General features: G+C 34.9%; 13 protein-coding genes and 1 pseudogene. 8 read left to right on the top strand and 6 right to left on the bottom strand.

Features of this window, described 5'->3' with window-relative positions:
- Positions 1-239 precede the first annotated feature (239 nt).
- On the top strand, positions 240-515 hold the full coding sequence (locus tag ACJ004_RS29765) for a group II intron maturase-specific domain-containing protein (RefSeq protein ID WP_410896692.1): 276 nt from the start codon (positions 240-242) through the stop codon (positions 513-515).
- Between the two features lie 399 nt (positions 516-914).
- Entirely contained in the window at positions 915-1,187 is a 273-nt protein-coding gene (locus tag ACJ004_RS29760; RefSeq protein ID WP_410896691.1) for a DUF2277 domain-containing protein, read from the top strand.
- Between the two features lie 226 nt (positions 1,188-1,413).
- Here ACJ004_RS29760 and ACJ004_RS29755 read toward each other — a convergent pair whose 3' ends face one another.
- The 3 genes from ACJ004_RS29755 to ACJ004_RS29745 all read right to left on the bottom strand — a co-directional run bounded on the left by ACJ004_RS29755 (position 1,414) and on the right by ACJ004_RS29745 (position 3,014).
- Positions 1,414-1,644: a hypothetical protein gene (locus tag ACJ004_RS29755; protein ID WP_410896690.1), complete on the bottom strand. Its 231-nt coding sequence runs from the start codon at positions 1,642-1,644 to the stop codon at positions 1,414-1,416.
- The gene (locus ACJ004_RS29750; RefSeq protein WP_410896689.1) at positions 1,613-2,341 is read right to left on the bottom strand and encodes an NAD(P)-dependent oxidoreductase; all 729 of its coding nucleotides are present in this window, start codon (positions 2,339-2,341) and stop codon (positions 1,613-1,615) included. The genes ACJ004_RS29755 and ACJ004_RS29750 overlap by 32 nt, the downstream gene beginning before the upstream one ends.
- Before the next feature lie 340 nt (positions 2,342-2,681).
- A complete protein-coding gene (locus tag ACJ004_RS29745; RefSeq protein WP_335348215.1) occupies positions 2,682-3,014 on the bottom strand; it encodes a winged helix-turn-helix transcriptional regulator in 333 nt (110 codons plus the stop codon).
- Between the two features lie 428 nt (positions 3,015-3,442).
- Between ACJ004_RS29745 and ACJ004_RS29740 the strand changes: the two are divergent.
- Positions 3,443-3,640 (top strand): annotated as a pseudogene (locus tag ACJ004_RS29740) (LuxR C-terminal-related transcriptional regulator); the annotation flags it as partial.
- A 131-nt stretch (positions 3,641-3,771) separates the two neighbouring features.
- On the opposite strand, the gene ACJ004_RS29735 reads toward ACJ004_RS29740, so the two are convergent.
- Entirely contained in the window at positions 3,772-4,671 is a 900-nt protein-coding gene (locus ACJ004_RS29735; protein ID WP_410896688.1) for a VanW family protein, read from the bottom strand.
- 217 nt (positions 4,672-4,888) lie between these two features.
- On the opposite strand from ACJ004_RS29735, the gene ACJ004_RS29730 reads away from it, so the two are divergent.
- The 4 genes from ACJ004_RS29730 to ACJ004_RS29715 all read left to right on the top strand — a co-directional run bounded on the left by ACJ004_RS29730 (position 4,889) and on the right by ACJ004_RS29715 (position 8,186).
- Positions 4,889-5,281 (top strand): hypothetical protein, encoded by a 393-nt coding sequence (locus ACJ004_RS29730; RefSeq protein ID WP_410896687.1) that lies wholly within the window; start codon positions 4,889-4,891, stop codon positions 5,279-5,281.
- Between the two features lie 367 nt (positions 5,282-5,648).
- Positions 5,649-5,975 carry a hypothetical protein gene (locus ACJ004_RS29725; protein WP_410896686.1) on the top strand — a complete coding sequence of 109 codons (327 nt, stop codon included), beginning with the start codon at positions 5,649-5,651 and terminating at the stop codon, positions 5,973-5,975.
- A 486-nt stretch (positions 5,976-6,461) separates the two neighbouring features.
- Positions 6,462-7,415 (top strand): SMI1/KNR4 family protein, encoded by a 954-nt coding sequence (locus ACJ004_RS29720; RefSeq protein ID WP_410896685.1) that lies wholly within the window; start codon positions 6,462-6,464, stop codon positions 7,413-7,415.
- Positions 7,416-7,625: 210 nt separating this feature from the next.
- Positions 7,626-8,186, top strand: a complete 561-nt coding sequence (locus ACJ004_RS29715) for a GNAT family N-acetyltransferase (protein WP_410896684.1) — start codon at positions 7,626-7,628, stop codon at positions 8,184-8,186.
- Between the two features lie 1,021 nt (positions 8,187-9,207).
- On the opposite strand, the gene ACJ004_RS29710 is transcribed toward ACJ004_RS29715, so the two are convergent.
- Positions 9,208-9,948, bottom strand: a complete 741-nt coding sequence (locus tag ACJ004_RS29710; protein ID WP_410896683.1) for a metal-binding protein ZinT — start codon at positions 9,946-9,948, stop codon at positions 9,208-9,210.
- A gap of 463 nt (positions 9,949-10,411) precedes the next feature.
- Positions 10,412-10,549, bottom strand: coding sequence for a hypothetical protein (locus ACJ004_RS29705; RefSeq protein WP_410896682.1), 138 nt, complete (start codon positions 10,547-10,549; stop codon positions 10,412-10,414).
- A 256-nt stretch (positions 10,550-10,805) separates the two neighbouring features.
- On the opposite strand from ACJ004_RS29705, the gene ACJ004_RS29700 reads away from it, so the two are divergent.
- Entirely contained in the window at positions 10,806-11,099 is a 294-nt protein-coding gene (locus ACJ004_RS29700; protein ID WP_410896681.1) for a hypothetical protein, read from the top strand.
- Positions 11,100-11,678 lie beyond the last annotated feature (579 nt).

Genomic DNA, 11,678 nt, shown 5'->3' with positions numbered 1-11,678 from the left:
CGTCATCATGTGCAATACCAAACAAAATGCACTCGAAAGTATTCGGGTGATTCAAGCTATTATGGAAAAACTTGACCTCTCAATAAATAGGGATAAATCAAGATTAGTCCATCTCTAGGATGATATAGAAGAATTTGACTTTCTGGGTTTTCATAATCGGAAATTTCCACTCCGTTTAAAGGGTGGTAAAACAATATACGTCATGTCGTATATACCGAAAAAGAACGCAATGAAGAAAAATGCGTGCAAAGATTAAGGCATATACAGAGCCAAGAGGAAAACTGTATATGGATATACATAACTTGGTGATGGGATTAAACAAGAAACTGCAAGGATTCAAGAATTACTATCAAATATCATCTCACGCCAAGAAATGGCTTAATCGAATTGATTGGTATGTGTTAGAACGCCTTAATTTATTCTATAACAATAAGAGAAATAGGAAAAAGAAACATGGGAATTTAAGAGACGTAAGAAAAGAATTTGGTCATATTCTGGTGAAATTGGCTAGTTAGTTACCATAATGCCAAAGAAAGAAGAACGTCGGAAAGCCGTATGAGGGAAAACCTCACGTATGGATTGATGAGGAGGGACTGAAAGAAAAAGAGATAGCCGAAGGCTATCCCATTGAAATCAGTTTCTTACTCTACTCCACTAACGAAGCAGATTAGTGAAAGAAGGTATTGTTAAAAGCAATGGAGAATAAATACCTTAGCCTTTTTTTAAAAGTAGGTGTTAGATATGAAGGGGAATTTTCCATCAATGGTAATTCTAAAAATAGAAAAGAGCCATCGTTTTGATCAATTTTGTTCGAAAAGATGAATTTTTATATGCAATGAAATAAAGGATATAGAGTGAAATTTAATCAATCTTTTTACAATACCAACAATAATGAACACAAAAAGGAGTAAGTTATGTGCCGGAACATTAGAACATTATTTAATTTCGACCCACCAGCTACTGAAGAAGAGATTCATGCAGCATCTCTTCAGTACGTTAGAAAGATAACGGGTTATAACAAGCCCTCAAAGGCGAATGAGGAGGCGTTTATTCGTGCAGTCAATGAGATTGCAATGGTTTCTAGAGAACTATTGAACACACTGGTAACGAGTTCCGAGCCACGGAATCGTGAGGTCGAAGCTGAGCGTGCTCGTACTAGAGCAGCTAAAAGGTATGGAACAAATTAGAGGACTAAAGAATAGAAAAAAAGTGAAAGCTTTTTTTGATTTTTCATTATTCCGCAATCGGGAGCGATTGTTGTAGATCATCGGTAGAAAATGATCAAACTTTTTTATAAAAATTGTATACTGCTTCATAAAGAATGAACCCGTTTTGAACAATCCTTTTCAAAACAGGTTCATTTAATTTAACGTAAAATGTGGATTTGCGGGGTGTTTTTAATCAATTTTTATTTTAAAGCAACATTGATAATAACTCGCCTAAAACGGATTTTATTGGGAAACTGCGAATTTCTATGATTCTCCCTTCAAGGTTGGCCCCTAATATCATCTCTTTACCATGGGCATCACGAAAGCGGGACCAATTATGGCGATCGAAGCCAATATATGCAAAACGAGCAGTAATCCAAACAAACCGATTATCTCCCTTCTCCTCAGTGCACCGGAATATCGCTTTGATAGGCAAGACCGACCCTTTTTCTTTTAAACGATCCTCCGAGATCTATATGGTCCAGCATACATTTCGCGACATCGTCATAAGCAACATCCAGCTCTTGAAGTCGGCTGAACAAGTGACGTGCTATATCTGCCTCGGAATATTCCTTGATCATCTCCGGAATCGGAATGGGCAAGGTTTCCGTTGTTACATGCAGATGAACCGGATCTGGATGCTCTATCGAATCAATCATTGTACCTGGACACATAATGGACCAATCGAGTTGAGTCTGCTGTAGCCGTTCAAAATTCCGGTTGTGATTTTTATACTCAGGCGGGAAGCCGGGTAAATTGTTGCCGATAAGATCGGTATATGGAATACCCAGCAGTCCGGCTCCTCCCATTATCCATACCCGCCCAGAGAAACTAGGTTGGAATTCACATTGGGTTATAATGTTATCGACGATACGAACAAACTCTTCTCCCTGGCCCGCATGGCCGGCTGCAATAATAGCGGCGTCTTGATGCGCGAGCGCCTCACCGACGCTGACCGGGTCCATAATATCGTCCACGATCACCTTCACATGCTGTGCGGAATGCTCACCTAGTTGATCATAAAGCTTCTCAGAATTTCGCACAAATGCTGTCATTTCATGCCCCATTTTTATCCCTCGCGCCAACACTCTTTTTCCTGTATTCCCCGTAGCTCCAAAAACAATAATTTTCATTGTTCTTTCCTCCTCTTAAATGGCTCTTAATATTTGGTTAACTCAAGCTTAGCATCGTTATAATATTATGTTAAGAACCCACTTTAAAGTAAGGTACTTACTTAAAAGTAAGCATGACAGAATGGGATGACTTAATTGTTCACGCGGAGTTCGGGAGGACAGGAAATTTCTAAAGACAGATTGGCGACAATCCTACACTATCAGGAGTTTTATTAACTCAAACCCGAAAATTAATTCATAACAGGAGTACCGACTGTAGGTAAACAAAAGCTGCCCGGTATCCCGTGGCAGCTTTTGTTTTGAGTAGATTGAATTAGTGTACAAGTTCATTGAACCAGCTTTAAGACGCTGATTCTTTATATTTCCGCTTATTATGATTTTCTCCCCAAGCACACATGACTTCTGCTACAGGGATCAATGTTTTGCCGTATTCACTAAGGGAATATTCTACTTTTGGAGGGATGGTAGGGTAGATCGTTCTATCGACTATGCCTTCTCGTTCCAAATCTCGGAGATGTTGTGATAGCATTTTTTGTGAAACATCAGGTATAAGCTTCTCCAGATCGTTGAATCGCTTATTGGATTCAATCAAATGCCATAAAATCATTGGCTTCCATTTGCCACCTAAAACATGAATGAGTGTCTCAACTGGACATTCACGCTGATGAATCATTGATAAATCATCCCCTTACTTTTAAGTAAGTGCATTATCTAAAGTAAAAACTTAACAAAATTTTACAAGAGATATACAAACAAGTCAATCAAATGAAACTAAAAAGGATAAAAAAATATTGTAGAAGTGGCTTTCAGGAACAAATATAACGGAGTGCTTTAATCTAAGAAGGATTAAGGCACGTTTTTGTTGAATTCCTTATTGAGCTAAAGGGGCAGTTTAGTTTAAGAAGAAATGTTATTACGTAGATATATAAATACAGAAAAAAATCCATACTTATTACATATAAGGATGGATTTAAACTAGTGGACAAAAGCTTTTTATAAAATTAATTTGATTATTACACTAATATCTTTTCATTTGTAATCCGAACATAACGTACTAAATAAGTTTTTAAAAGAGAATGTCCTTTAGCATTTTTTACATTAAAGAATTTACTCACCGCCCGAGAAAGGGAAGTATTCGATTTATTGATAAAGGGAAAAACCACAAAAGAAGTTGCTAATATACATTTTATTAGTGATGCTACTGTACGAAGTTAGTAAAGTTTAAAAAAACTTAACGTAAAAGAAAGAACACAGGCAGTTTATGAATTAATAAGATTGGGGGAGCTCCGATTAAAATAATGAGGAAATCTTTTCCACTAAAGGAGGCGATACTTTAAGAAGGCATCGCCTTTTTCTTGTTCAACTAACACGTTAGATTTCGAAGGAATAAATCCCCTTATCTTATATGCCGCGAAAAGCCTAAAATAGCATTACTTTGGGGGATTTTGTTCATAAGGTAGGTTTGGAACCTCTTTTGGAAAAAATTTAATGACATCTGAAGAATATAACTCGATAATTAATTTGTTTCCTAACGTTTTTGCTTGAATCAGAATTGGTTGGTTGTAGTTATTTTTAAAAACAAAATCAGGTCCATTCCAACTAACAGTAGCATCCCTCCCAGGTGGTATATAATTTACGGGCCTACTGTGTGAAAAACGCTTAATAACCTTTAATCCAGCATTATCCACAGCATTAAAAAGGGTAGATGATACTTGACAAATTCCACCACCAATATCTTCTGATAATTCTCCTTTACTAATTACTGCGGCAGGCAAATATCCTTTTACTGACGTTCTTTTTCCAACAACCTTATTGAAGGAAAAACTTTCACCTGGGAAAAGTACAAAATTATTAATCGCCTTTGTTGCAAGGAATATATTATTGGTTCGTCCCTGGTTATATGAATTGAATGATGTCACATATTCTCCAATCTTTTCATTTCGAATTTCTCCAAGTAATTCACTGTCCACATTCGGATAAATAAGTTGTAAAGGGATCTCTAACCTAGATGTATCTTTGTTAAAATAAAAAGAATAAACTTGTTCTGTAAATGTTTGACGATTTAAACGGTAACCAACTTGCTCTCGTATAATATTTCCTTTTTGATCTATAATTGCATTTTTAGGCATCTTTGAGACTTTTTGGTTGATTTCATCCATTAACACGTTAAGCTTTTCTGTATTTATAATTGGTAATTCAGGGTAGTACATGGAAAAATCAGAACGGTTCTTCGTTGAGAGAGTGTGTCCATTATTAGTAATTAATAAACTGTCTGGCATATTTACTTGTTGAGAAAAAAATAATAAACCAAGTAACCAATGGAAATTCATATTGCTGAATACTCCTTCCTTTAATAACTGTTCTATACACCTCTTTACGACTTTTCCAATTCAATTGTATTGTTACCTCTTTTGAAAATGGTATGTACTTATTGACTAACGGAGTGCAAGAGTTGTAGATCAAGCTGTCATTAGGTAGCTTTTCTTATTGCACTAAAGGGGCAGGTTAGCTTAACAAGAAAGTTAAATAGATAATCGGAGGTTTCTTATGGAATACTCACAGAGTGATTTTTCTGATGAATTAAATAAGATGATAAAATCTACTGAACAAAGTTTCGTTCAACATTGTAGTTTCTTAATGAATGAAATTGAACCTATGTTTAAAAAGAAAAACCAAAGGCTTCATCTAGAGGTTATAAAAAACGGTATCAATTTATTTACGCCAGGTTACGTTTCATTAGTTTTAGTGGAAATAGAACCCCATTTAGAAAAGTACAAAATAAAAATAAGGGTTCCCATTTGGAAATGCCAAAGAACAATTCTTGGAATACCAGTTACGAACAACATCCCTTGTAGTAAAATTACAGGAACCTTGAACACCTTGGAGAATGCAAAGAACGTATTCAAAGAATTTATTCTAGATAACTTAAAAAAGGATTAAGCAATGGTTGCGTTTATCTAGGAAAAACCTTTTGTTGGAGTCCTTACGTTGAGACATGGGAGGGAAAGCCTCCAGGGGCGGCGTGGAGATGTACATTATATGGTGAAATATGGAGGAATAGCTAACTCCTTTATTTAACTATGCCTTCACGAAGCCAAATGATCTGAATTTATTCCATTTACCCGTCATTCTATTTATAAGGGTTATGAAATCCTGCGAATAAGTGAGCATTCAAGAGATATTCGTATCAAACTGAGGGAGTTGAATTAGGAGGGTGGTTGCGGCGGGTTAAACTTCGGTACCATGCCATGGATAATACATATAATACTACAGTTATTTTAATCAATTAATACGAGGAGATAATTTTATGCTTACCGAAGCTGATGCATTTAGAGTAGACGGTTTAATAACTGTAAGACTCATTGGTCAATTGCCCACACCATGTGATGAAGTAGAAGAACTCGGACATTACCCGGCAAACGGAATTGGTTCTGCTAGAATTTTTCTTAGAGAGGGCAGAAAACCCGGACTAGAAAATATGAACTGTATACAGGGGTTGGGGAACATATGGAGTATGAATCCAGTGATTAATGACAGATATTCTAAGACTGTAGAGATTTTTATAAATGAACATTTTGTTAGGAAAATTCGGGTCATAGAAATCACTCAAAAAGGATGGCATAACATACATTGATTTATAGCATTACCCTCTTTTCATATATAGTTAACACATCTTTTCTACCCAATGGGTAGTCTTTTTTTATTCGCTATACGTTATCGTGTCGCTTTTGGCGGTTGGCACACGTCACATTTACGTTGGTTATTATTTTTAAATTTCGTTTTAGTTAATCACACCAGAAAGTTATTTCAAGATGAATACCAAGGCACTGAATTTTAAAAAAGAGTAAATACGGGTGTAAAAGTTTAATATTGAGTTGCTACCGCAGCTCTTTTTTTATGTAAAAGTAAGTTTGTGAAGAATTGTCCTTAAAGTAACGGGTGCAATAGTTAAAGATGAAGATCGCTGCGACGGTCTTTTTTTCTTTTTGTGCTAACGGTGCAGGTTAGTAGAAGAAGAAATGCATTATTTTATTGAATAAATAGAGGGTTTTTAATAATAAATATCGAAAACACTCATAGTTAATTTGAATGTAGTATGACAAAGTAATCCGAAAGTATCATGGAGGAAGAGATGAAGAAAGTAATAAACATGATTAATCCAAGATCGAAAGTGGCTGGAGTCTCGTTACTTGAATTGAAAAAAACAGAAAAAGCACTTGGTGCTATTTTTCCAGATGAATTCAAAGAACTTTTTTTAGAAACGAATGGAGCAAAATTTGGTGATTGGACTTTGTTCCATATTCAAAATAATGAAAAATCATCATTAGCAATTGATATTGTAAAACAAAATCGGGAATACAGACCTGAAAATGTGCCGGGTGATATGATTTGTATTGGTGAAAATATCAATGGTGATAAACTTTGCTACCGCATTAGAAAAAGATTTATGCAGGAATTAATCTTTCTTTGGAAAGATAAAACTGGGATAAGCGATTGTAAAGCATTAACTTTAAGCCAATTTATTGATTGGTATGTGCCAAAAGTGAATACTAATAAGCCTAAAACAGTGGGTACTTTTACAGTAGAAAGTGGAAAGTTAATTGTTACTGACCCTTGTTACGAGGTAGATGAAGAAGGAGAATTGCAAAACATACTTTCAAATGTGAAAAATGGGAAATGGACAGCATCCATATTTTACACAGCTGAAGAAGTCGTTGAAAGTTTAATCGTATATTATGGAGAAAAAAAACCTAGTGGAAAATGGCGTGTTTGCGAAAAGTTAATTGGAGTTGACTCTGCACAAGCTGGAATTTTTGACCTAAAAACATTTGGTAGAGACGATGTCCTCCAATTTGAAGTGAAAAATGTCCATGACATAGAGATTGATGAAGTTGGATTAAAATATTTTGTTGCATGTTCTGATATGGTTGCTTCAGATGCACAGGGGGGAGTTGTCCCAGGTGGTGCGGTTTCAATGTCTGGTTATGGAGACGGAATGTACGAAGTAAAAGTAAAATATAACATTTTAAAAGAGGTTGTTGGAGTGATGATTGGCTTTGGTGATGAGGAATAATGCTATTTACCAACGGGCAGTGAATTACACTTGTGCTTCTTCAAATAACGGGGTGCAATAGTTGAAGATCCAACTGCCAGTTACAGCGGCTTTTCTTATGCAACTAAAGAAGCAGTTTAGTTCAAGAAAGGTAATATTGTATTACATTCATTTGTTATAGGAAGTGGATGCACCCTATCGACAACCCTACTATCTCCAAAGGAGGATAACATGAATAAACAAATCCTTAGCCCTCGCCTGACTCTCACAAGACTGGCACGACAAGATTGGGAACTAATCCACTCGATCTATTCCAACCCTGCACTTATGAAACACATCGGAGAGGTAAAGAGCGATGAAGAAATCCGCCGTACCTTTGATAAGGAAATCGCTCCGTGGAGCATCAAATCCACCCATTGGCTAACGTGGATAATCAACGAAAATTCCTCATGTAACAACGTTGGCTTAATCAGCATATGCACCCGCAACCTAGAGAAACTCACTGCGGAAGTAGGCTTTATAATACTGGAAGCATATAAAGGCAAGGGCTATGCTACCGAAGCAATCAAAATCATAATTGAGTTCGCAGTGGATACGTTAGGATTCAAAAAATTTATTGCAGTTTGTTCTGAAGAGCATTTGGGTTCACGCCGCGTTTTGGAGAAAGCTGGAATGTTTTTGGATGAAATCGTGCCAAATTGCACTCAAATCGACGGCAAGTTGGTGAATGACTGTTTATATTCGTTAGAAAGCGGTTACTTCTTCATAGATAGAGATGCTAGGGGAATTTAAAAACAAGCGAAAGAATACACCGTTATCTTGCTTATAATCAATTTTGTGACAGTGTGCAAGATATTAAGGATTTTTATGTCAATATTTTAGACCCAAAAGTCCTTAATTTGTTTTAAATTTGAGAGGGCAATTGACCCGTTGAGAAATGGAAGGGAAAGCCTCCAAGGGCGGCGTGGAGTAGCACATTATATGGTAAAATATGGAGTGATAGCTGACTCCTTTATTTAATTATGCCTTCACGAAGCCAAAATGATCTGAACTCATTTCTATTAACCGTAAATCCAATTACAAGGATTATGAAATCCTGCGATAAGTGAGCATTCAAGAGATATTCGTATCAAACTGAGGGAGTTCAAATATTTGTTCCTTATGACTATATGTCTTTTTTAGAATTAGATTCAAAACAAGCGAAATTTTAAGAGTTTTCTGAGTTAGTTAGATGATACATTGTGCCTGCAATTAAGGCATATTCGAAATTACCTTCTTCGATTATTGAGACTTATGTTGAAGAAGCCTAATCGTAGTAAAATCAAAGTCAAGTAGTTGGAAGGCTGAAATATTTCTTTGAGTTAATCAACTAACGGGTGCAAAAGTTGAAGAAAGGGGATTGATGAGGTGATCCTTTTTTCTTCTTCAGCTAATGAAGCAGGTTATTGGAACAAGAAATTTATCATTGCCTACTGGTTAAGCAAACTAACTAGGTAGAAGTGCATTATATATGTGGCGAAGTTTATAGATACTTTATTCCGTGGGAGCACCTTTTTCTAGAATTGAGTTTCCGCTAAACAAAGGAAAAAAGAAACTAAATTTCATGAAGTATATCCTTTTAAGAACGGGGATATTTGTAAGTTATCATTTTCTGTTAAATAAGTATTCAAGAGTATAAAATATGCTTATTTCTAAAGCTATATATATACTCTCGAACTAAAAGTGAAAAATAATACTATTCGTCTTTTAATAAAATTTTCACTCTTGGAAAACTATCCTAAAAGGTTAACACTATAAAAACAGTTTTATAAAATTAATGTGCATTCATTTCTTCTACGATTGCTTTTCCACTTAAATTAGAAAAATAATAAGTTGGCCAATTGTCTAATTCATTTAAAAGAGTGACATGATCTTCATCTCCAAAATAAATGTGGTAATGTTCTGCTTTTGTTGGATAAATACTATGATCACTAAATTGAACATGTTTTGGGACACCATCTGCTTCTCCAACTAAATCAAATAAATAACGAACGCCTCTATTTCCAGATTCATAAGTCAAAATTTCGTATCCATGATACTTATATTCTCCTGTTTTTCCTTCTCCATTTTTATAAAATGTCATCGTATTATCTTTTATAACGATTCGTTCAATGTCTGTTTCATATCCAACTTTATAATATTCTTTGTACTCTTCAAAGGTTTTATCTTTCTTTGTTTCTACTTTTTTATGTAAGACCTCATCTAAAGTTCCATTTAATAAGTATGGATAGACTGATTGCCAATCTCCTTCCCAATCTGATAATTCTCTATCTTCAACTTCGTCATCATCAAATATCCCTGAATATATTTCTTTTTGTTTTTCACCATCGCCACTAAGGTCATGATCATGGCTATGATTGGTACTGTCTGTAGATTCAGAATTGGAATCAGAAGAAGCAGGTTCAGAATTAGAGGAAGCATTTTCGACAGGTGTATCTACTTTTTCTAGACAGCCTGTAAGGATTACACCTAATAAGAAAAACACAAGTATTGATTTGATAAGTTCCTTTTGCATAAATAAAATCTCTCCATTTCCTTTTTAATGTTCAGTGGAAATCGTAACCATTACTATTTACACCTTTATGAATATACTATGTTTTAAATTTTCCGTCAATATAAAACGTAATGATTATGATTTATACTATTTTGTAATATAATAAAAAACGGAAAGTATGTAATTAAACAAATTGCCTATTGTCAATTTTAGCGAGTAAGGGAGCACCTTATTTTCGTTGTCGTTCCCTGGAGTTTGTCATCGAAGAGTAAAAAGGGAGTATTAAATATAACTGAAGTAAAAATAAAGGATTAAGTGAAGATGTTTTCCAATTACCCGTCAATCTATTTATAGGGGTTATGAAATCCTGCGAATAAGTGAGCATTCAAGAGATATTCGTATCAATCTGAGGGAGTTGAATAATAGGACGCATTTGAACTATATTATGACATAAAAAATCCCCTCAAGTTTTTCTTGAAAGGAATCACGTTTGTTTTGCGTTTTCAAGTTTTGATTTAATTTGGTTATTTTGAGATATTATGACACTGCTAAAAATTATTGTTCCTACAAAGCCTAAAAGTGAAAAAAAGACAAAAACAGCCAAATTGGTATTATCACGCATAACAGAACCTCCTTTTAGTATAAGTATAGTTTGTATAAAAAAACCATTTACTATTCGTAATTGCATACTTCGAGGAAAATGTGCAATAGAACAAAAGGACTTGTTTCACTAACGGAGCAGTTAGTTCAATAAGATATGATAAAATTTGTATATAGATTTTAGAGCGATTGATTTCGAGTAAACAATTTTATTTAAAAAATATGGCTTGTATGTTTATTTCAAATGAAGTGCATTAAATCATTAAGGAAGAATAAGTATGAAAAAAAAGAAAATAATTTATTATGTGATTTTTACAATATTTTTTATTTTGGTGTTTTATTCTGGTGTTATTAGAGAACCAATAAATTTTGCAGAAAAATCAGTAGGAATTCATATTAAACCTAGATATTTACCTATAAACTATTCTAAAAGTTATGCTACTACAAAGGGATGTGGTAGAAACTGTGACATAATTAAATTGGTTTATAAGAGTTCTGAAGAGGAGATTACTATAACTGCTTCAGAAAATACTAGTTCATATAAAGATCCTAATGGAAAAAGAAAAATTTAATATCAGGAACAAAATTCTTTTATCGCGAAAATTCCAAAGAACAATTATTAAATTGGAAAAATAAGAAAAAAGAATTAGAAATGGAACTAAAGTACAAAGGAAATACTAAATTATCCCAAAACGAACTTATAAAAATCGCAAATTCTACAAATTAATTTTGTATATTCCTTACGCAGCTAACGAGGTGCAAGAGTTAAAGAAGTGATCGCTGCGGCGGTCTTTTTTCTTGTGCATGCCCAGCAAGCCGTTAATTGCTAATTGGTGAAAGTCCAATCTGAGTAAGTACCAAGACGCTCAGTAGCTGACAGGCAACTGGTGAAGAAATTCTAAGGTTGGAGCCCTGTGACAAAGTAACTCATTGAGTGCAAGCAAACTAACAGGTTGTAACATAAAGTGAATCCTGCCGTCTCGTCAAAAGGACCCACCTTCTGGTGGATAAAGAGAAGTCGAGCCTTGATAAGATGGGCGAAGACCATGGAAGGTGTGAAGAACTTGGAATAGCAGCACCGAAGAATCTCTCGGGGTAAGGGGAACGACATGTTAGGAAAGTAATTAACGGAACTGGGGATACCCTCCTCG

It is taken from the genome of Neobacillus sp. 204, assembly GCF_046562815.1.
In the GTDB taxonomy this organism is placed as follows: domain Bacteria; phylum Bacillota; class Bacilli; order Bacillales; family Cytobacillaceae; genus Neobacillus.
Note: the sequence above shows the minus strand (reverse complement) of the source record. Positions and strands in the feature narration are given on the sequence as shown.

Bases quoted from the DNA above. Each gene is read 5' to 3' on its own strand.
- ACJ004_RS29765 (WP_410896692.1), top strand. From the start codon at position 240: ATGCGTGCAAAGATTAAGGCATATACAGAGCCAAGAGGAAAACTGTAT.
- ACJ004_RS29760 (WP_410896691.1), top strand. From the start codon at position 915: ATGTGCCGGAACATTAGAACATTATTTAATTTCGACCCACCAGCTACT.
- ACJ004_RS29750 (WP_410896689.1), bottom strand. From the start codon at position 2,341: ATGAAAATTATTGTTTTTGGAGCTACGGGGAATACAGGAAAAAGAGTG.
- ACJ004_RS29745 (WP_335348215.1), bottom strand. From the start codon at position 3,014: ATGATTCATCAGCGTGAATGTCCAGTTGAGACACTCATTCATGTTTTA.
- ACJ004_RS29735 (WP_410896688.1), bottom strand. From the start codon at position 4,671: ATGAATTTCCATTGGTTACTTGGTTTATTATTTTTTTCTCAACAAGTA.
- ACJ004_RS29730 (WP_410896687.1), top strand. From the start codon at position 4,889: ATGGAATACTCACAGAGTGATTTTTCTGATGAATTAAATAAGATGATA.
- ACJ004_RS29725 (WP_410896686.1), top strand. From the start codon at position 5,649: ATGCTTACCGAAGCTGATGCATTTAGAGTAGACGGTTTAATAACTGTA.
- ACJ004_RS29720 (WP_410896685.1), top strand. From the start codon at position 6,462: ATGGAGGAAGAGATGAAGAAAGTAATAAACATGATTAATCCAAGATCG.
- ACJ004_RS29715 (WP_410896684.1), top strand. From the start codon at position 7,626: ATGAATAAACAAATCCTTAGCCCTCGCCTGACTCTCACAAGACTGGCA.
- ACJ004_RS29710 (WP_410896683.1), bottom strand. From the start codon at position 9,948: ATGCAAAAGGAACTTATCAAATCAATACTTGTGTTTTTCTTATTAGGT.
- ACJ004_RS29705 (WP_410896682.1), bottom strand. From the start codon at position 10,549: ATGCGTGATAATACCAATTTGGCTGTTTTTGTCTTTTTTTCACTTTTA.
- ACJ004_RS29700 (WP_410896681.1), top strand. From the start codon at position 10,806: ATGAAAAAAAAGAAAATAATTTATTATGTGATTTTTACAATATTTTTT.